The following is a 19,606-nucleotide window of genomic DNA, read 5'->3' on the forward strand; positions in this document are numbered from 1 at the left end:
CCCGCGCGCGTACCGGGCCGTGGCCGCGCCGAACTGACGACCCCGGTGAAGATGGAGACACCACGCTGGAACCTCAGCTATGGGGGCCGGGGTCAGAGGTCGCGGCGGCGGAACAGGATGAAGGCGATGCCGACGAGGAGCGTCGTCCAGGCGGCGGCCGTGACGAGGTGCCACGCGGGATCCACCGCGGGTGGCGGTGTCCGGCCCGCGGCCTCGACGGCGGCGGCGTAACGCTCGTAGGCGGTGGCGTCGTAGTTGCGGAATTCCAGGAGCGGGAAGGTGTTCGAAAACGGCAGGTAGTCGAGCCAGCCGGTGTAGTCCGGCAGGAAGCGGCGGACGAGCGCGGGCAGCATCCCGGACTCGATCGGGCCGATCCAGAGGAACCATACGGCCAGCGCCGCTCCCGTCCTGCGGATTCCGAGCGACAGCAGGAACGCGAGCGCGGCCACGCTCAGAAACGCCAGCCCGAGCCCTCCGGCCGCCTGAAGAACGGACAGCGGGACGAGCGGCCCCTCGGCAGTGGCGAGATCGGTCCGAATCAGAGCGAGCAGCGTCGGGATCGCCACGTGGACACCGATGAAGGCGAGCCCCACGACGGGCAGCAGGAGCGATTTTCCCCAGAACCACTGGGACTTGGAGAGGCCGTCGATCACGTTCTGCCGCGCGGTCCGCCAGCCGAACTCCGTCGCGGACAGCAGCACGAGCGTGAGAGCGGCGAAGATCACGACCATGGTGGATTCGTCCCCGAACACGGCGGTCCAGATGTCGGGGAGCCGGAAGCCCTCGCTGCGCTCGAGGAACGGTTGGCCGTGGTTCATGAGCGTGAAGAACGCGTAGAAGCCGAGGGCGATCCAGAAGGCGACCCGCTTCCTCGCCTTGAACCACTCGTTGCGCAACAGCACGCCGAACGCCCGCGCGCCCTTCATTGGATCTCTCCGAACCCCTCGGGCGTGCCCGTGATCTCCATGAAGGCGTCCTCCAGCGATTGCCGTTCAAGAGACAGGTGCGAGGCGTAGATCCCGCGCCCGGCAAGGAAGCGGTTCAGTTCGGAGAGCCCGGCGCCTCCGACCTGCACCAGGACGCGGTCATCCTCGACCCGCGCATGGCCCGCGCCCTCGAACTCCGACACGGCCTGCCGAAGCGCCTCGACGTCCCCGTCGGCGGCCACCGCGGCCACCGTTCGGGCGGAGGTGAGTTCGTCCACGCTCCCCTCGCGGACGAGACGGCCGGTCTCGATGATCGCGACGTGAGTGCAGGTGCGTTCGACCTCGTGCAGCATGTGGCTCGAGAGGAAGATCGTCTTCCCGCGGCCGGCGAGTTCGCGGATGATGTCGCGGATCTCCCGCTGTCCCGCCGGATCGAGTCCGTTGGCCGGCTCGTCGAGGATGATGAGTTCCGGATCGCCGATCATCGTGGCTGCCAGGGCGAGTCGCTGCTTCATGCCCAGCGAACACGCCTTGAACTTCGTCTTCCGGCGCGAGGCCAGCCCCACGATTTCGAGCACCTCGGCGATGTCCGCCTCGTCGCTCCCCTTCACCCGGGCCACGACCCGCAGGTTGTCCCGGCAGCTCAGGTAGGGGTAGAAGTTGGGGTATTCGAGCGTGGCGCCGATCCGCTGTCGCGCGGCGTGCAACTCGGCGGGCGTTTCCCCGCCGAACAGTCGGAAGGAGCCGCCCGTCGGGTTGATGATCCCGAGGAGCATCCCGATGGTCGTCGTCTTGCCGCTTCCGTTCGGCCCCAGGAAACCGTAGACCTGCCCGGCTTCCACCTGGACGGAAAGCTCGTCGACGGCGAGCGTCCCCGCTCCGCGCAACGCGGCGTATCGCTTGGAGAGTCCGTCGGTTTCGATGATCGTCATGTGGGGTCCCGTGGCGTTTCACCGCCGGTGCGCTCTTCCAGCTGCCGCCGGAACAGTTCCGCCTCGGCGAGCTGATCCAGGAGTTCGCCCCGCTCCCGGTGCTCGCCTTCAAGCTGCTCGATCCGCTCCGTCAGCCGGGCGATCGTCTCGCGGTCCCGCCTCATCGGCCCCAACGCTTCCGCCAGATCCCGCACCAGCGGCCGCAGGGCGAAGTGCGTCGCCATCGCAAGAACCGGGATGCCGATCGTGAAGAAGATCGCGACGATGGCGATGATCATCTCTTCCATATCTCACCCCTGCGCATGCGCTTCATGCGGCATAAGAACGGAACGCATGGCGCGGTGGTTTCGCGAGGACGGAATCCGCCCCCGCGAGGAGCGGCGGGGTTAGCGGGGAGGCCGGCGGCCGAGAATGCCCCGGCCCCACACGTTGTTTCCGCGGTTCACGTCCGGCAGCACGCCGTCCGGGTCGATCTGGACGTTGCGCACGGGCCCGCCGGGCACCTCCAGCACATAGGTGCCGTCCGCCTCCCAGGCCTCCACCGGAACCTCATGTCGGTGCTCTTCCCCGTCCCGGAAGAGGATCCGCACCTCGAGCGGCATCGGGATGCCTCCACGATTCTCGAACACGACCCGTGTCGTATCCCCCAGGCGCGTCACGGAGGCGATCGCCTGGTCGAGGATCGCGTCCTCGTAGATCCAGCCCCTGAAGAACCAGTCGAGATCCTGCCCCGACACGTCCTCCATCGTGCGGATGAAATCGGCCGGCTGCGGGTGCTTGTACGCCCAGCGCCGGATGTACTCCCGGAAGCCCTCGTCGAACACCTCGGGCCCGAGGATCTCCTCGCGCAGCAGGACGAGCACCGCGGCCGGCTTGTTGTAGGCGAGAACCCCGATGTCCGCTTCCGGAATGCTGTCGGCCGGCGTGTACACGGCGTGAGTCGGGAGGCGCGTGTCCGTCGCGATCTGGGCCGGGGACATGAGTTGGCCCAGGATCGGCTCTCCACCCGCGAATTCGATGCCCGAATAGTAGTTGATGAAGGTGTTGAACCCCTCGTCCATCCACGCGTACCGGCGCTCGTCCGAGCCCACGATCATCGGGAACCACGTGTGTCCGATCTCGTGGTCCGTGACGGAGAAGAGGAAGGCGCCGCGGGACCGCCAGGAACAGAAGACGATCATGGGATACTCCATCCCGAGGGCGAGGCCGGCGACGTTGATGGCGACGGGATACGGATAGCGGAGCCACTGCTCGGAATAGTACCGGACGCTGTGGCGGAGATATTCCGTGGAGCGCTCCCAGCCGCTGCTCGCGGGCCCGCCGATGCTCTCCTGCGGGTAGGCGGACATGATGAGGACGTCCTCCCAGCCGGCGGCGTCCCAGACAAAGCGGTCGGACGTGGCCCACGCAAAGTCGCGCACGTTCTCCGCGCGGAAGCGCCACGTGAGCGGGGTCTCGCCGGGGGGCCGCGTGTGATCCTCCCCGGCTTCGTCCGGCCCGATGATGTGGACGGTCTCCTCGGAGAGGCGCGCCTCCGCGAGCCGCTCGCGCTGCATCGGCGTGAGGACATCGTCGGGATTGAGGAGTTCTCCCGTGGCGACGACGACGAAGTCCCGCGGGACGGTGAGTTCGACTTCAAAGTCGCCGTACTCCAGATACCACTCGCCCTGCCCCAGGAAGGGAGACTGGTTCCACCCGTTCACGTCATCGTACGTGAAGACGCGGGGATACCACTGCGCGAGCTGATAGATGATCCCGCCCCGGATGTCGAGTTGTCCCATGCGGTCGCCGCCCGTCTCCGGGATCTCGAACGCGAAATCGATCTCGACCTCGAGCTGGCTGCCGCCGGGAGGGAGGGGTTCGCCGAGGAGGATCTCCATCATCGTGTCCTCGGTCCGGTACTCGGGGACCGTCATCTCGCCCTCGAGGTCGGCGCGGACGCCCGAGATCACGAAACCGCCGTCCTTGAAAAAGCCGCCGTGGCGCACGTCCCCGCCGAGTTCCTCCGCCCTCTGCGCCCCGTAGCTGGTTTCCCGGAAGAGGTTCTGGTCGAGCTGCACCCAGAGACTCGTGAGCGAATCGGGGCTGTTGTTCGTATAGGTGATGCGTTCCGTGCCTTCGATGCGGTCGTCGTCGAGTGTGACCCGGATGTGGTAGTCGGCCCGCTGCTGCCAGTAGGCTTCGCCCGGGGCGCCGGCGACATCCCGGAACTCGTCGGGCTCGGGGAGATCGAGGGGTGCGAAGGCGCCCGCCGGGTCGAAGATCCGGCGCAGGGAATCGCGGCGCGCGAGTTCGGCCGCCTCCGCCGCCTCACGTTCTTCTCGTTCATCTTCCTGCGCCGCCAGCCCGCCGTACGGTGACGGATGGGACAGCTGCGGCAGGACCGGCGTAAGCACCGCGAGCAGCATCACGGCGGAAAACGTGCGTGCCCCCCGTCCAGTCGCTCTCATCGAATCTCCCTGTCCCTCACCATGTTCATGGCCGTTCTTCTCACGCGATCCTCATTGGCTGCCGCTGCCCGTAGGAAAGGGTACGCCAGAGCCACTCCAGGGGTCCGAAACGGAACCGCGCGAGCCACCACGGCGACCACGCCAACTGGAGCCCCCAGATCGCCACGACGATGCCGACGCATCCCGCGCCCCCCACCCGCTCGAACAGGCCCAACCCGTGGCCATAGAAGACGAGCGAGCACAGTACGCTCTGTGCAATGTAGTTCGTGAACGCCATGCGACCGACGGCGGCCAGGCGCAGCCGAGCCCGAGCCAGCCGCCCGGTTCGAGCCAGGAGCATCACCAACCCCACGTAGCCCAGAAAGACACCGACGGAGCCGACGTAGTTGAAGAGGGTCCCTCCGAGCTTCGACTGCTCCCAGGCGAAGCCGGCCTCCACGTTGTACCAGACCCCGGCGGCGGCGAGCGGGAGCCCGAGTCCGAGCCCCCAGAGGACGAGCCGGCGGTAGAACGACGCCGGCCACCTCGCCGAGAGCACGCCCAGCTTGTAGAGCGCCATCCCCACGAGCATGAGCCCCCCCGCTCGCCACACGAGGTAGCCCGCGAAAGCGACGGTCTCGACGAGGAAGGCGTAGTAGGCACGAACCGGCATCTGCTGCGCCCAGCCCCCGCGCATGGCTTCGATCTCCGCGCCGATCTCCGCCGCCGAGGGCGCCCACTGGGCCGCGACCTCCGCCCGGTCGCCGGCCGGCCAGTACGGAATCGACCAGTCGGCGAGACCCATGACGAGTACGACGATCCCGACCGCGCACCCGCCGGCCCACAGCAGGCGGCGGGGCGCCCAGCCGCGGAACCCGTACAGGATGAAGCCGCAGAGGGCGTAGGGGACGAGGATGTCCCCGTGCCAGATCCCGTAGGCGTGAAGGAGTCCGATCACGAGGAGCCAGAACTGGCGGCGATAGTGCAACCGACCTCCGGGGATGCCGCGACGGTCCATGCGCTCGCTCATCATCGCGATCCCCGCGCCGAACAACAGGGAGAAGATCGAGATGAACTTCGTGTCCGCGAAGACGTTGACCGCGGCCCAGATCCAGAAGTCGGTGCCTCCGATGCCGCCACCCGGAGCGGAGGACGGGTTCCGGTACGCCGAGGAGACCCAGGCGAAACTCCAGATGTTGACGATGAGGATGCCCAGCACGGCGAAGCCGCGGAGGCTGTCGATCGCGTGGATCCGCCCGGATTCCGACACCGGCGCGGCGACCCGCGGGGACGATCGGGCTTCGGGCGGCGTTTCGGACATCGCGTACCTGTTCGTAATGTTGATACATCCGTCCCGCACGGGAGCGCATCGCAGCATCAAGATAAGCGAGAGGTGTCAACATGTCCGGGTCCCAGAGCCTTGTCTCCACATCTCTTCCCCTTCGAACGCCGGCGCCGGGATCGAGATGGCTCGCGCTCGCCGCCATCCTGTTCCTCCCCCTGGCCCCCCTGGTCGTCCAAGCTCAGGCGGATCCCGCGCCGGCCGACGCCGGGTGGACGCCTGCGCTGAGCATGCAGTATCGCGGGGTCTCGGGGACCGCGATCTCCCCCGACGGCTCCCGCATCGCCTTCGTCGTGCGCGAGCCGCTGATGGAAGGACCGCAGTCGGAGTATCTGAGTCACATCTGGATGACGAACGCGGATGGGGCGGGGCCCGCACAGTGGACGCGCGGTGAAGCGTCGGCGGGGTCGCCGCAGTTCTCGCCCGACGGCGCCTGGTTGAGCTTCACATCCGGACGCGAGGGAGAAGGCGAGGCGGGCAGCCAGGTGTGGGCGCTGCCGATGGCGGGCGGCGAGGCACGGCAGCTCACGAAGGCGGAAGGGTCCGTGGGGGGATACCGGTGGTCGCCCGACGGGACGCGGATCGCCTTCCTCATGCGGGATCCGCAGACCGCGGAGGAGAAGAAGGCGACGGATGAAAAGCGGGACGTCATCCTCGTGGACCGGAACTACAAGTTCTCGCACCTCTATGTGGCCGCGATCGACCCGGGGGCGGACGAGCCCGCGGAGCCGGTGCGACTTACGGCGGGCGACTTCCACGTCACCGGCTTCAGCTGGGCGCCGGACGGGGGGCGCATCGTGTTCGCGCACCAGGTCGATCCCCGCATCAACACGGGGCGGCTGAGCGGAGACCTCTCCACGACCACCGTCCCGGACGCCGCGGAGATCGGTGAAATCCTGGCCGCGCGGGAAGCCGGGGGAGACGACGACGAAGACCCGGCCGAGGACGCCGACAGCGGTCCGGCCGCGGTCGGCGAGGTCGAGCTCCTCGTGGGCGGAGCGGGGATCGAGCGGAGCCCGCACTGGTCGCCGGACGGCGCCTGGATCGCCTACGTGTCGACCGGCGATCAGCCGGAGCCGATCGGGCTCGGCGACGTGTACGTCATGCCGGCCGCGGGAGGCGAGGCGAGGCGGCTCGACACGCCGAACCGCAGCGCGTCCGTGCTCGGCTGGTCCGGGGATTCCTCCGAACTGCTTCTGCTCGAATCGCTCGGCACGCGCCGGCACGTGCTGGCGGTCCCGGTCGATGGCGGCGAGCTGCGCTTCATCTCCTACGGGGACGGCCTGGTCGGCTCGGTCGCGCTCACGGACGACGCGAGCCGCATGGCTTTCACCTGGCAGACCCCCGATGAGCCGTGGGACGTCTTCGTCTCGCCCACGAACGGGTACGCGCCGACGCAGGTCACGGACCTCCATGCCGGCGTGCCGCGCCCGGAGATGGGGCGCACGCAACTCGTCTCCTGGACCTCGACGGAAGGGTTCGAGATCGAGGGCCTCCTCACGTATCCCGTCGGCTACGAGGAGGGCGAGCGCGTGCCGCTCATCCTGAACGTGCACGGCGGGCCGGCGGGCGTCTTCAGCCAGGGCTTCACGGGCAGCGCGTCCGCGTACATGCTGCAGTACTTCGCCCAGCAGGGCTTCGCGATCCTGCGCCCGAACCCGCGCGGCTCCACCGGCTACGGGAAGGACTTCCGCTACGCGAACTTCCAGGACTGGGGCTACGGCGACTTCCGCGACCTCATGTCGGGCGTCGACCACGCAATCGAGATGGGCGTGGCGGACCCGGACCGCCTCCTCCTCATGGGCTGGAGCTACGGCGGCTACATGACCTCGTGGGCCGTCACCCAGACGGACCGTTTCGTCGCGGCAAGCATGGGGGCCGGACTCCCGAACCTGATCTCGATGACGACGACGACGGACATCCAGGACTACCTCGTGGGTCATATGGGGGTCGAGTTCTGGGAAGACTACGAGCGCTACGAGCGGCACTCCGCCATGTACCACATCGCGAACGTGGTCACGCCGACGCAGGTAATCCACGGTGCGCAGGATCTGAGGGTGCCGTTCACCCAGGGGCAGGAGTTCTACCGCGCCCTCGACCGGCGCGGCGTGCCTACGGAGATGGTCGTGTACCCGCGCACGCCGCACGGGCCGCGCGAGCCGAAGTTCGTCATGGACGTGTCGGAGCGGATCCTGACCTGGTTCCGGAAGCACCTGGGAGCGGACGCGGTCGCGGCCGGGGACGAGAGCCGCTGAGCCGCCGGAGCCTCCCGAGGTTCACCAGGGAGGCGGCCACCCGATTGTGGCTGCACCGGCAGGGGTTCGACGGGCCCCGCGGGTCGACTCCGCTCGACGCCGCGGCGTTCGTCGGCCACCTGGAGCGGACGGGCGCCCTTCAACTCGACAGCGTGAACGTCGTGGACCGGGCCCATTACCTGACCCTCTGGAGCCGGTTCGGTGCGTACGACCGCGCGGACGTGGACCGGTGGGTATACGGGGACCGCCTCGCGTACGAGTACTGGGGGCACGAAGCGTCGATCCTTCCCATCTCCCACCTCCCTCTCGGACGGCGGCGCATGCGACGCTTCCCGCCCGAGAGCTGGTCGGGACGCGCGTGGTGGGGCCGATACGCGACGTCGACGGCGTCGAAGCGGCGAGTGCTGCGGCGGCTGCGCGCCGAGGGACCCCTGGAGAGCGTCGACTTTCAGCCGCAGCCGGCCGAACGCGGGGAGAAGACCGACTCGCTCGGGTGGCGCCTGAAGGAGGACAAGCGCTCGCTCAAGCTGTTGTGGCACGACGGACGCGTCGCGGTGACGCGGCGGCGCCACTTCCGCTGTATCTATGACCTGGCGGAACGGGTCTACCCCGACGGGCCCGCCGCGACGCTCGCCGCGTACCACGACAGCTGGCTTCTCATCGCGCTTTCGGGCTGCGGCATCGCTCCTGAGAGGCACCTCGTCAACTACTTCACCGGACCCGAACTCAACGCGGCGGAGCGGCGCCGGACCATCGCCCGCAACCTGCGGAAGAAGCGGATCGTCGAGGTCGAGGTCGAGGGGCTGCGGGGGCCGTGCTACGCCCTGCCCGAACACCTGGACGGCATCGATCGACTCCCGGAGCCCGCCGGGACGACGCTCATCTGCCCTTTCGACTCGCTGCTCTGGCAGCGGAAGCGGGCCGCCGAATTCCTGGATTTCAGCTACACGGTCGAAATCTACGTCCCGGCCGCGAAGCGGAAGTACGGCTACTACGTCCTGCCCATCCTGCACGAGGGCCGCCTCGTGGGCCGGCTCGACCCGAAACTCCACCGCGACCGCAACGTGCTCGAAATCCGGGCGCTGCACTTCGAGCCGGAGTTCGCCCCGACCGCGCGCTTCGAGGCCGGGCTGAACGACGCCGTCGCGGACCTCGCCGGTTTCCTGGGCGCGACCGACATCGCCATGCCGCCGCGCGGCTGAGCGGAGCTTCGCGGGGGGTCGGGTATGGACCCGCGAGACTGCCGGGTCGTACCGTTGGAAAGGTTCTCGCGAACTTCGGAGGTTCACGATGAAACGCCTGTTCCGGCCCTGTCCCGCCCACGCTCCCGCGGCCATCGTCGCGGGCCTTTTCGCCCTCGCGCTCTCTTCCGCCACCGCCCTGGCGGCGCAGCAGGGGAAGCTGCGGATCGTTCAGACGAACTCGGCGGGGGACAACGTCCACATCATCGATCCGGCCACGAACCAGGTCGTGCAGGTGATCGACGGGATTCCGAAGGCGCACGGCGTCGCCGCCGCACCGGACGGGAGCGCGCTCTATTTCAGCAACGAGATCGACCGCACGCTGGAGATCGTCCCCACGGACGTCATGGAGGTCGTGGAGCGGATCCCGTTGTCGGGGCGGCCGCACAACGTGGCGATCAGCAACGACGGCACGAAGGTGTACGTCGCGATCATCCAGGACTGCAGTTGCGTCGATATCGTGGACCTGGCGAAGGGCGCGGTCGTGAAATCGATCCCCACGCGGGGGACGGTACACAACGTGTTCATGTCACCGGACGGGCTGCACGTCGCGGCGGGGATGATCGGGGCGCGCACGCTGACGATCATCGACACGGCGATCGACGAGGCAATCTGGTCGCTCCACTTCAGCGGACGCACGACGGGGGGCTATGCGGACGGCGGGGTGCGCCCGATGGCGTTCGAGACGCACCCGGACGGCTCCACGAAACGCCTCTTCATCCAGATCTCGAACTACCACGGCGTGTACGTCGTCGACTTCGAGAAGCGGAGGGTCGTGGAGAAGCTGGACATGCCTTCGCTCCCGATCTCGCGGGTGACGAACGACGCGCTGCAGGGATCGCCGGGCCACGGCCTCGCGGTGTCCCCGGACGGGCGGCAACTCTGGTCGACGAGCAAGCCCAACGGGCACGTCTACGCGTGGTCGCTCCCGGACCTTGAGTACCTGGGCGGGGTCGAGGTCGGCCACATCCCCGACTGGCTCACGATGACGCCGGACAGCCGCTACCTGTACGTGGCGAACGCGGGCTCCAACGATGTGTCCGTGGTGGACACGCAGGAGATGGTGGAGATCGCCCGCATCCCCGTGGGCCAGACGCCGAAGCGCAACAAGACCGTGGTGTTCCCGTGAGTCGCGTCCACCGACTTCGACGACCGGCCCTCCCTGCGCGCCGACGCTCTCTCGGCCGGCTGCCCATCCTCACGACTGCATTCACGCTGATGGCGTCAGGTTCGGCGCCCAGCGGCGTCATGGGCCAGGAACCCCTGAGCTTCGAGCGTTACCGCGAGACCGTTGAGCCCATTTTCCTCGCGGACCGCGGCGGGTGGGGACCCGGGCGGGCGCCCTGCGTGACCTGCCACGCCGAGCAGGGGACGCCGCTGCGGCTTCAGCGGCTTCGCGAGACGGCGAGCGGCGACGTGTATTGGTCGGAGGAGGATTCCCGCCGGAACTTCGAGGTCGTGTCCCGCCTCGTCACGCCGGGGGATGCGGACGGCAGCCGCCTTCTGAGAAAGGCGCTCGTGGTGCCGGCGGGCGGCGCCGCGTTGCATGTGGGCGGGAAGTTCTTCGAGTCGAAATCCGACCCGGAATGGCAGGCCATGGCCGACTGGGTCGCGGCGGCCGATGCAGTGGAACGCCCTGCCCCACCGCGGCTCGACTTCGATTTCTTCCGCGACTGCGTCCAGAGGATGTACCTCGACAAGCGCCCGGGCGACGTGGAATGCATCCACTGTCATGAGACGGGCGTGCGCGGCTTCGCGCGGCACATCCCCGAGGGGCGCGACTTCTGGAACCAGGAGGAATCGCGCGGCAACTTCGCGATCACCCGCCGCTACGTGGAGCCCGGCGAGCCCATGATGAGCCGGCTTCTCACGCATCCGCTCGCCCCCGCCGCGGGCGGCGACTACTTCCACGGCGGGCCGCGTCGCTGGGATTCGACGGACGATCCCGAATGGCGGATGCTCGCCGCCTGGGTGCGCGGCGAGACCCCGGAGTGCGTGGTCGGAACGGAGGCCGACGCCGGCAGCAGCCGCGAGTAGATGACGAAACCGCTCGACATCGCCGTCATCGGGGGCGGGATCGTCGGGCTCGCCACGGCCGACGCCCTCCGCCGGACCCGGCCGGACCTTTCGCTCACCGTGCTCGAGAAGGAGCCGGAGGTCGCGGCGCACCAGACGGGCCGCAACAGCGGGGTCATCCACGCCGGTCTGTACTACGCGCCGGGGTCGCTCAAGGCGCGGCTGTGCACCGAGGGCGCCGAGCGGCTGTTTCGCTACTGCGCCGAGCGAGGCATTCCGACCACGCACACCGGCAAGGTCGTCGTCGCCACCTCGCGCGATCAGCTCACCGCCCTCGCCGAACTCGAGCGGCGCGGCACGGCGAACGGCGTGGCCATGCAGCGGATCGGCCCCGGCGGAATCGCAGAGATCGAACCGCACGCGCGCGGCGTCGAGGCGCTCCACGTCCCGGCCACCGGGGCGGTCGACTTCGGTGACGTGGCGCGAGCCTTCGCGGCGGATCTTTCCCGCGCGGGCCACCCCATCCGCACCGGCTTCGAGGTGCGGGAAGCCCGCCGCTCCGGGCGCCGCACCGTGCTCGCCGGCCCCCCGGGCGACATCGCCGCCCGCGTCGTAGTCAACTGCGCCGGGCTGCACGTCGACCGCATGATGCGGACCCTCGGGCACGAGCCCGACCTCAAGGTCCTTCCCTTCCGGGGCGAGTACTGGGGCCTCTCCGAAGCCGCCGCCGGACGTGTGCGGGGCCACATCTACCCGGTTCCGGACCCCCGGCTCCCCCATCTGGGCGTCCACTTCACCCGGAACGTGGCCGGGCGCGTGGAACTCGGCCCGAACGCGGTCTGGGCCTGGGGCCGGGAGGCGTACGGCCGCCTCTCAGGCCGCCTTCCCGACGCCCTGGAGGCGCTGAGTTACCGCGGCTTCCGGCGCCTGGCGCAGGCCCACTGGCGGACCGCCGTCGAGGAGCAGTGGCGCTCGCTGGACCGGCGATCCGTGGTGCGGAAGGCGCGTGCCATGCTACCCGAACTCGAAGTGCGCGACCTCGAGACATGGCGCTCAGGCATCCGCGCGCAGGCCGTGGACACGGATGGCGCCCTCGTCCACGACTTCGTGATCCGGGAAGCGCCCGGCGTCGTGAATGTGCTCAACGCTCCCTCCCCCGCCGCCACCGCCTGCCTCGCCATCGGACACCACATCGCGGACCGCGCCCTCCAGCAGCTCTGACCAGCGTCAGGTGGCGTAGTCCTGGCCGTCGGCGTCGAGCACGTCCTTCATGCCGTCGAGGTAGCCGGCCTCGCCCACGGCGTAGGCGGAGAGGGCGGCGTTGTATCGCGCGGCCTCGACGGGGATCGGACGGATCTTCCCGCCCGACTGAAGCGCCAGCATCTCGTTCATGCAGGCGCGCTCGAGTTGGTAGAGCCACAGCATCGTCTTCTCGATCGTGTCGCCGACCATCAGCACGCCGTGGTTCGCGAGGAAGAGGACGCGCTTGTCGCCCAGGGCCTCGACCATGCGCTCACCTTCGTCCGCCTCGGTCACGATCCCCTCGTACCCGAAGTACGCACAGTTCCCGTAGAAGATCGCCGCGTTCTGGCTGCCCCGTTCATCGAACTCCCAGCCGTCGATGGAGGCGAGCGCCGTGCTGTAGGGAGGGTGGACGTGAAGCGCGCACGTGACGTCGGGTCGAGCGCGCTGGATGGGCGCGTGGATCGCCCACGCGCTCACGTTCAGCCGCCCCTCCCCGCCCACCGAACGCCCGTCGGCATTCACCTCGACGAGGTTGCTTGCCGTCACACGCGAGAAATGCGTCCTTCCGGGCGAAATGAGCAGGTGCCCCGGCCTGCCCGGCACCTTGCAGCTGAGGTGGTTCCACGTGCCCTCGTGCATGTTCTCGTGCACGATGATCCGGTGCACCGCGGCAAAGTCGATGCGCGCCCGACGGATCGCGGCCTCATCGACGTCCGCTTCGGTCGCGGACGGATTCGGGGGGGATGCGGTCTTCGGCGCGCTCATGGCCTGCCTCCTTCGGGCTCGGGACTTTCCGCGAACTTCACGCCGGGCGCGCGGGGGGTCAAGCGCCCCCGGTCGGTTCCCCGTTCCCGTCCGAACGATTACCATGCCGCGCTCACGAACCCTCCGGAGAAACGCGGGTGACAGTGCGGACGACACCGGACGCCAACGCCGAGACCGAACCGCTTGACGTGATCATCGTCGGGGCCGGCCCGTGCGGGCTCGCCGCGGCGGTGGCCGTGAAGGAATGCGGGCTGAGTTACGCGATCCTCGACCGCGGGTGCATCACCGAGTCGCTGACCCGCTATCCCTCCTACATGACGTTCTTCTCGACGGCGGAGTTGTTGGAGATCGGCGACGTGCCGTTCACGATTCCCGAGCCGAAACCCACCCGGCGCGACGCGCTCGCCTACTACCGGAAGGTCGTCGCTCACCACGGCATCGACGTCCGCCAGTACGAGGAGGTCACGGCCGTCCACGGTGAGGCGGGCGCCTTCACGCTTGACACCCGAACACGGGACGGACGCGAGCGGCGGATCGCCTCGCGGGCCGTGGTCATCGCCACGGGAGGCTTCGGAGCGCCGAACCGGCTGGAGTTCGAGGGAGACCGCCCGCACGACCGCGTCGTCCACTACTACAGGGAACCGTATCCCTTCTTCGACCAGGACGTCATCGTCGTGGGCGGGGGAAACTCCGCCGTCGAGGCGGCGCTGGACATGTACCGCAACGGCGTCCGCGTGCGGATGGTCCACTTCGCCGACACGCTCGACCGCGGCGTCAAGCCCTGGGTGCGCCCGGACATCGAGAACCGGATCGCGGGCGGGGAGATTCCGATGCACTGGAACTCGCGGGTCGCCGGGCTCGGACCGGGCACAGCCACGGTCGTCCATGAGGAGACAAGCCGGGAGACCGAGGTCGCGAACGACTGGGTGCTGGCGATGACGGGCTGGCGACCGGACGCCGCCCTGCTCACCAGCCTCGGCGTTCCCACGGATCCGGAGACGGGGATCCCCGCGCACGACCCCGCGACCATGGCAACGTCGATCCCGGGGGTCTACATCGCCGGCGTCATCGCCGCCGGCTTCAACGCGAACAGGATCTTCATCGAGAACGGCCGCGAGCACGGCGCCCTCATCGCGACCCACCTGGCGAGTGCCCGCCGCTGAGTTCGACCTGCCTGCCCCCAGATAAACCGCCGGGTTAACCCCGTGTCGATTCGGTGCCGACCACGGCGTCCTCCGCCAGGCGGGAGACCTCGGCGTCGGGGAGGTCGAGGATCTCGGTCAGGATCCGTCTCGTGTCGCGGCCCAGGGTGGGCGCGGGGTTCACCGGCACGTCGGGAGCGTCGGAGGTGAGGAGCGGGGTGCGCACGAACTGGAGTTCTCCGAGTCCGTCGTAGTCCACCGTGACCCGCACGTCGCGCGCCTCCAATTGCGGACACTCGAGCAGGTCGTCGGAGGTCTGCACGGGCCCCGCGGGGACACCCACCTCCTGGAGCCGGTGCACCGCCTCGTCTCGGGTCAGTTCGGCGAACACGGGGCGGACGACCTCGTCGAGGAGCGCGCGGTTCTCGGTGCGCGCGTCGGGGGAATCCAGGCGCGGATCCTCCACCAGGTCGGGGCGTTCCAGCATGCGGCAGAAGCGGCGCCACATGATGTCGTCGGGGATCGTGAAGGCCACGTATCCGTCGCTCACCGGCATCGGTCCGCGGGGGTAGAAGCCGGGCGGATCGCCCCGCCTCGGCCGCGCCCCGGTGTTGGCGGCGAGCGAGACCATGCGCTCGTTCAGCGACAGCACCCCGTCGTACATGGCGGAGTCGATGAACTGGCCCTTCCCCGTCACGGTGCGCCGGTAGAGCGCCATCGAGACGCCGTGCGCCGCCGCCATTCCCGCGTACAGGTCCGGCATCCCGTAGATCGACGGCGACGGCGGCTTGTCGGCGAAGCCGATCATGTGCATGACGCCCCCCATCGCCTCCGCCACCACGTCGAACGACGGCCAGTCCCCGTACGGCCCCTCCCGCCCCGGCAGCCGCCCGAAGCCCGACACCGCCGCGTAAATCAGTCCCGGATTCAGTTCCGAGAGCGCCTCGTAGCCGAGACCCATCCGGTCGACGGACCCCGGCCGCAGGTTCTCGACCACGACATCGGACTTCGTCACCAGGGACCGGTAGAGGTCGCGCCCCTCGTCGCTCTTGAGGTTGAGCGCGAGGGACTTCTTGTTCCGGTTGTAGGCCATGAACCCGACGCCCATGCGGACGCCGTGCCGCTCGACGAACGGAGGGATGGACCGGCGCGGATCCCCCGCACCCGGGCGCTCGATCTTGATGACCTCGGCCCCCGCATCTGCGAGCAGAAGCGAGCAGTAGGGGGCGGACATGTATTGTTCGAGCGCGATCACGCGCACGCCCGCCAGCGGCCGACCGGAGTCGGTCATGGGTGGATCTCCCGGGTTCGAGGGGTCTGGTCTGGGTCCGCCGAGCGGGTCAGCTCGTCGCTGCCACCGCGCGGTACTTGTCGAACCAGGCGACGATGTTCGCGATCTTGGCCATGAGCTGGCTCGGGCGGCGGCTCATGTCGTGCGAGGCGCCGGGTAGCCGGATCACGGCCGTGTCGATCCCGCGCAGCTTGAGCGCGTGGAACATCTGGTACGACTCCGACAGCGGCGTTCGCAGGTCCTCCTCCCCCGTGATGATCATCGTGGGCGTGTTCACGTTCCCCACGAGCGAGATGGGAGAGTAATCCCAGTACGCGTCCGGGTTCTCCCACGGCAGCCCCTCGTAGCGGCTGTGGTAGTAGCCGTACCAGTTGTCCGCCGTGAGCGTCTTGCTGATCCAGTTGACGACGGGCTTCTGGGACACCGCGGCCCGGAAGCGATCCGTCTTGCCGACGATCCAGGCCGTCATGATGCCGCCGGCGCTCCCTCCGGTGACGAAGAGGTTGTCCTCGTCGATATACCCACGCTCGATCACGGCATCGACGCCGGAGATGAGATCGTCATAGTCCTGCCCCGGATAGTTGTGATAGAGGAGGTCCGCGAACTCCTCGCCGTAGCTCGTGCTCCCGCGCGGGTTCGCGTAGAGGACGACGTAGCCGGCCGCGGCGAGAAGCTGCATCTCCGCCGAGAAGCGGTCTCCGTAGTTCGAGACGGGTCCGCCGTGAATCTCCAGGATGAGGGGATAGCGCCGGTCCGGATCGAAATCGGGCGGCTTCACGATCCACCCCTGAACCGGACGGCCGTCGAAGGACGAGTCCCACCAGATCTCCTCGACTTCACCCAGTTGACGGTTCGCGAGCAGGTCTTCGTTGAGCGACGTGATGCGGCGCACGGCTCCGCCTCTCGAGCCCACGGCGACCTCGCCCGGGGATTCGGGACGCGTCTGGTTGAGTGCGAAGCTCCCGTCGTTGGCCACGCTGAACGAGCCGCCGCCGTAGGGACGCCCGTAGGACGTGCCTCCCAGGTCCTCCGCCAGCACCTCGAGATCGCCGGCGAGCGTGGCGAAGCCGACCTTGGAGTTCCCCTCGTCGTCGTACTGGAAGTAGACCCCGCTCCCGTCGGAAGCCCACACCGGGTTGGAGACGCCGCGGTCGAGATCGCCGGTGAGGACGCGCCGCCCGCTCCCATCGAGGTTCATCACCTGCAGCTGGCTCACCTGGTAGGTGCGCGTGCGGTCCTCGTAGCCGACGAACGCGATCTGTCGTCCGTCCGGAGACACGGCCGGATTCCGGTCCGGTCCGGGGCGGTCGGTGAGGGAACGCACTTCACCGGTCGCGACCGAGACGATGTAGAGTTCGGAGTTCCGGTAATCGTGGACCCAGTCCTCATTCCGGTTCGACGAGAAGACGAGGCTCGCGCCGTCCGGGGTCCAGGCGGCCGGGCTCTGGTGCTGGAAGTCGCCCGATGTGACCTGTGTGGGCGTCCCGCCCTCGACCGGGACGATGAAGATGTGGTCGTAGCCGAAGTCGAGATAGCCGACGCCGTCCTGCCGGTTCTTGAAGCGGTCCTCCATGATGGGAGGATCGGCCCACTCCGCCCCGGCGGGGGGCCTGGGCGGCGGGGCGAGGCTCGGCGGCGGGTAGGGAACGAGCTTGTTGAACGCGAGGTAGCGCCCGTCCGGCGACCAGCGGAGCCCGCGCGGCGATTCGAGGAGTTGCGTGAGCGTCGCCTCCTCGCCCGTGTCCATCCAGCGCACGTGGATCTGGCCGTCGTCCGTGTACGCGATGCGGCTTCCGTCGGGCGACCACCGCGGGGAACCGCCCACGCCCACCCGCCGGTGATCCGACCCGTCGGCATTCATGATCCACAGCTCGGATTTCTTCGCGTCCCGCATGATGTCCATCGACGTGCGGACATAGACGACCTGACTGCCGTCGGGCGAAATCCGCGGGTCCGCGGCGTATTCGATCTGGAACACGTCCATCGGCTCGAACCGGCCCTGCCCGGCCAGGGGACCCGCGCTCAGCGTGCCTGAGACGGCGAGCAGGACCAAGGCGAACAGGACCAGGGCGAACTTCGTCATTCGGATCTTGTGAAGGCTCTTCTCGCTCGTCTCGCGCATCGTCGGGCTCCCGGGATCGGACAGGGGACAGGGCCCGAAACATATCTCCCCGATTCGACCCGCGGGCAACCGTCGCGTTATCGTCCGGCTGGTCAGGGTCGTCCGACAGTGCCGCGTTGCTTCCCCGGGGTCATTGACATGATTCGGCTTACCGCACCATGCGCCGCCTTCCTGGTCACGAGCGCCGCCCTCGCGGGAGGCGCCTTCCCCCTCCCGCTATCCGGGCAGGAGTACGACATCCTCATCCGGAACGGGCGCGTCATCGACGGCACCGGAAACCCGTGGTTCGCGGCGGACATCGCCATCGCCGGCGACCGGATCGTGCGGATCGGGGGGCTCGGCGACGCGACGGCGCGGCGGGTCGTGGACGCAACGGGGATGTACGTCTCGCCGGGGTTCATCGACCTGCACTCGCACGCCGACCGCGCCATGACCTCCGAGCACCTGGAGGCCCGGCGGGCGAAGAGCCTGAACAGCCAGGGGCTCACGACGGTCATCGGCGGGCCGGACGGCCGCAATCAGTCATGGCCGCTCAGCGCGGAGATCGCGGCTCTCCGCGAGCTGGGACACGCGATGAACTTCGTCCCCATGGTCGGCCACAGCACGGTGCGCGCCGAAGTGATGGGCAACGACTACTGGCGTGCGGCGACGGAGGACGAGATCGCCCGCATGCAGGCGCTCGTGCGCGAGGGAATGGAGTCGGGGGCGTGGGGGCTGGGCGCCGGCGTCGAGTACCGCCCCGCCCGCTACAGCACGCCGGAGGAGGTCATCGCCCTCGCCGGGGCCGTGGCCCCCTACGACGGCTTCTACGTCGCGCACCAGCGCAGCGAGGCGGCCATGCCGCTGTGGGAACTGCCGAGCACCGCGACGGAGGGGCCCGTGGACGGGAACGAGGGGCTGGCGGAGACCGTGAACATCGCCCGTGAAACGGGGATCCGCGTCGTGGCGAGCCACCACAAGGCGCGGGGCCGCGCCAGCTTCGGCCGCTCCGGGCAGGACACGCTGGTCGTGAACCGGGCGCGCGCGGAGGGGCTGGAAGTCTACCTCGACGTCTATCCCTACGAGACGTTCGGCGGGGGCGCGCGCCCCATGATCCCGCGCTGGAGCCTGGTGCACGACACCGTGGACACGAGCGGCGGGAGGGACAGCCCGGTCTACAACCGCCCGGGGGTGTTCGACGATGCCCGGGCGCACCTGGAGCGCCGCTGGGCGGACCCGGAACTCCGGGGCCTCATCGCCCGCGACATCGAGTGGATCGTCGACCACAACGGGGGGCCGGACCGCGTGGTCGTGGTGGGCTACCCGGACTCGACCTGGGTGGGGCGCACGCTGGAGGAACTGGGCCGCACCTTGGACATCACGTACCAGGAGGTCGTCGTCCACATGGCGCTCAACGGATACCCGGAGGTGCTCGGCGGAGCCTGGACGCGCGGTTACGGAATCCACGATTCGGACGTCATCAACTACTACCGGCAGGACTACACGGCCACGGCGTCGGACGCGGCCGTGAGCGGGGTCGAAGGCGTGCCCGAGTTCGCCTCGCGGCCCGGCGCGCACCCCCGCCATTTCGGCGCCTTCACGCGCAAGATCGCCCGCTACGTGAAGGACCTGCAGGCGATCACGCTTCCGTTCGCGGTCCGCTCGATGACGGGGCTGCCGGCGCGGATCATCGGGCTGGAGGACCGCGGCTTCCTCCGCGAAGGGTACCGGGCCGACCTCGTCGTCTTCGACCTCGAGCGGCTCCGGGACCGGGCCACCGTGCTGGAGCCGGACCTGTTCAGCGAGGGTGTCGACTACGTGATGGTCAACGGCGTGTTCACGGTGGACGCGGGCGAGTTCACCAACGAACTCCCCGGCGAGGTCATCCTCCGGCCCGGAAACTCCGCGAACTAGCTCGGGC

At 69.0% G+C, this 19,606-nt stretch carries 15 protein-coding genes; 7 read left to right on the top strand and 8 right to left on the bottom strand.

What is annotated here, in order from left to right:
* Window positions 1-92: 92 nt before the first annotated feature.
* From RN729_RS09730 to RN729_RS09750, 5 genes are all read right to left on the bottom strand, one after another.
* The gene (locus RN729_RS09730) at window positions 93-926 is read right to left on the bottom strand and encodes a hypothetical protein (protein WP_310784248.1); all 834 of its coding nucleotides are present in this window, start codon (window positions 924-926) and stop codon (window positions 93-95) included.
* Entirely contained in the window at window positions 923-1,858 is a 936-nt protein-coding gene (locus RN729_RS09735) for an ABC transporter ATP-binding protein (protein ID WP_310784250.1), read from the bottom strand. Before RN729_RS09735 ends, RN729_RS09730 begins: the two co-directional genes overlap by 4 nt.
* On the bottom strand, window positions 1,855-2,145 hold the full coding sequence (locus tag RN729_RS09740; RefSeq protein WP_310784253.1) for a hypothetical protein: 291 nt from the start codon (window positions 2,143-2,145) through the stop codon (window positions 1,855-1,857). The genes RN729_RS09735 and RN729_RS09740 overlap by 4 nt, the downstream gene beginning before the upstream one ends.
* Before the next feature lie 99 nt (window positions 2,146-2,244).
* Window positions 2,245-4,308 carry a M1 family metallopeptidase gene (locus tag RN729_RS09745; RefSeq protein WP_310784256.1) on the bottom strand — a complete coding sequence of 688 codons (2,064 nt, stop codon included), beginning with the start codon at window positions 4,306-4,308 and terminating at the stop codon, window positions 2,245-2,247.
* Window positions 4,309-4,348: 40 nt separating this feature from the next.
* On the bottom strand, window positions 4,349-5,608 hold the full coding sequence (locus tag RN729_RS09750; RefSeq protein ID WP_310784259.1) for a DUF418 domain-containing protein: 1,260 nt from the start codon (window positions 5,606-5,608) through the stop codon (window positions 4,349-4,351).
* Between the two features lie 80 nt (window positions 5,609-5,688).
* On the opposite strand from RN729_RS09750, the gene RN729_RS09755 reads away from it, so the two are divergent.
* The 5 genes from RN729_RS09755 (at window position 5,689) to lhgO (ending at window position 12,362) form a co-directional block, all read left to right on the top strand.
* Complete coding sequence (locus tag RN729_RS09755) at window positions 5,689-7,884, top strand: S9 family peptidase (RefSeq protein ID WP_310784262.1); 2,196 nt, start codon at window positions 5,689-5,691, stop codon at window positions 7,882-7,884.
* Between the two features lie 44 nt (window positions 7,885-7,928).
* Window positions 7,929-9,086 (top strand): crosslink repair DNA glycosylase YcaQ family protein, encoded by a 1,158-nt coding sequence (locus RN729_RS09760; protein WP_310784265.1) that lies wholly within the window; start codon window positions 7,929-7,931, stop codon window positions 9,084-9,086.
* Window positions 9,087-9,174: 88 nt separating this feature from the next.
* On the top strand, window positions 9,175-10,254 hold the full coding sequence (locus tag RN729_RS09765) for a hypothetical protein (RefSeq protein WP_310784267.1): 1,080 nt from the start codon (window positions 9,175-9,177) through the stop codon (window positions 10,252-10,254).
* A gap of 89 nt (window positions 10,255-10,343) precedes the next feature.
* Complete coding sequence (locus RN729_RS09770; RefSeq protein ID WP_310784271.1) at window positions 10,344-11,162, top strand: hypothetical protein; 819 nt, start codon at window positions 10,344-10,346, stop codon at window positions 11,160-11,162.
* Window positions 11,163-12,362 (top strand): L-2-hydroxyglutarate oxidase, encoded by a 1,200-nt coding sequence (lhgO, locus tag RN729_RS09775; RefSeq protein WP_310784274.1) that lies wholly within the window; start codon window positions 11,163-11,165, stop codon window positions 12,360-12,362. It begins immediately after the preceding gene.
* Between the two features lie 6 nt (window positions 12,363-12,368).
* On the opposite strand, the gene RN729_RS09780 is transcribed toward lhgO, so the two are convergent.
* A complete protein-coding gene (locus tag RN729_RS09780; protein WP_310784278.1) occupies window positions 12,369-13,151 on the bottom strand; it encodes a class II aldolase/adducin family protein in 783 nt (260 codons plus the stop codon).
* 137 nt (window positions 13,152-13,288) lie between these two features.
* Here RN729_RS09780 and RN729_RS09785 point away from each other — a divergent pair, with 137 nt between their 5' ends.
* On the top strand, window positions 13,289-14,314 hold the full coding sequence (locus RN729_RS09785; RefSeq protein WP_310784281.1) for a YpdA family putative bacillithiol disulfide reductase: 1,026 nt from the start codon (window positions 13,289-13,291) through the stop codon (window positions 14,312-14,314).
* Between the two features lie 34 nt (window positions 14,315-14,348).
* Here RN729_RS09785 and RN729_RS09790 read toward each other — a convergent pair whose 3' ends face one another.
* Window positions 14,349-15,584 carry a CoA transferase gene (locus RN729_RS09790; protein WP_310784284.1) on the bottom strand — a complete coding sequence of 412 codons (1,236 nt, stop codon included), beginning with the start codon at window positions 15,582-15,584 and terminating at the stop codon, window positions 14,349-14,351.
* Window positions 15,585-15,633: 49 nt separating this feature from the next.
* Entirely contained in the window at window positions 15,634-17,706 is a 2,073-nt protein-coding gene (locus RN729_RS09795; protein WP_310784287.1) for a S9 family peptidase, read from the bottom strand.
* A gap of 138 nt (window positions 17,707-17,844) precedes the next feature.
* Between RN729_RS09795 and RN729_RS09800 the strand changes: the two genes are divergently transcribed.
* Entirely contained in the window at window positions 17,845-19,599 is a 1,755-nt protein-coding gene (locus RN729_RS09800; RefSeq protein ID WP_310784290.1) for an amidohydrolase family protein, read from the top strand.
* The last annotated feature ends 7 nt before the right edge of the window (window positions 19,600-19,606 follow it).

The sequence above is a fragment of the Candidatus Palauibacter polyketidifaciens genome (genome assembly GCF_947581785.1).
Classification (GTDB): Bacteria; Gemmatimonadota; Gemmatimonadetes; order Palauibacterales; family Palauibacteraceae; genus Palauibacter; species Palauibacter polyketidifaciens.

Excerpts from the sequence above, each read along its gene's own strand:
- RN729_RS09730 (WP_310784248.1), bottom strand. The coding sequence starts at position 926 with ATGAAGGGCGCGCGGGCGTTCGGCGTGCTGTTGCGCAACGAGTGGTTC.
- RN729_RS09735 (WP_310784250.1), bottom strand. The coding sequence starts at position 1,858 with ATGACGATCATCGAAACCGACGGACTCTCCAAGCGATACGCCGCGTTG.
- RN729_RS09740 (WP_310784253.1), bottom strand. The coding sequence starts at position 2,145 with ATGGAAGAGATGATCATCGCCATCGTCGCGATCTTCTTCACGATCGGC.
- RN729_RS09745 (WP_310784256.1), bottom strand. The coding sequence starts at position 4,308 with ATGAGAGCGACTGGACGGGGGGCACGCACGTTTTCCGCCGTGATGCTG.
- RN729_RS09750 (WP_310784259.1), bottom strand. The coding sequence starts at position 5,608 with ATGTCCGAAACGCCGCCCGAAGCCCGATCGTCCCCGCGGGTCGCCGCG.
- RN729_RS09755 (WP_310784262.1), top strand. The coding sequence starts at position 5,689 with ATGTCCGGGTCCCAGAGCCTTGTCTCCACATCTCTTCCCCTTCGAACG.
- RN729_RS09765 (WP_310784267.1), top strand. The coding sequence starts at position 9,175 with ATGAAACGCCTGTTCCGGCCCTGTCCCGCCCACGCTCCCGCGGCCATC.
- RN729_RS09770 (WP_310784271.1), top strand. The coding sequence starts at position 10,344 with ATGGCGTCAGGTTCGGCGCCCAGCGGCGTCATGGGCCAGGAACCCCTG.
- lhgO (WP_310784274.1), top strand. The coding sequence starts at position 11,163 with ATGACGAAACCGCTCGACATCGCCGTCATCGGGGGCGGGATCGTCGGG.
- RN729_RS09780 (WP_310784278.1), bottom strand. The coding sequence starts at position 13,151 with ATGAGCGCGCCGAAGACCGCATCCCCCCCGAATCCGTCCGCGACCGAA.
- RN729_RS09790 (WP_310784284.1), bottom strand. The coding sequence starts at position 15,584 with ATGACCGACTCCGGTCGGCCGCTGGCGGGCGTGCGCGTGATCGCGCTC.
- RN729_RS09795 (WP_310784287.1), bottom strand. The coding sequence starts at position 17,706 with ATGCGCGAGACGAGCGAGAAGAGCCTTCACAAGATCCGAATGACGAAG.
- RN729_RS09800 (WP_310784290.1), top strand. The coding sequence starts at position 17,845 with ATGATTCGGCTTACCGCACCATGCGCCGCCTTCCTGGTCACGAGCGCC.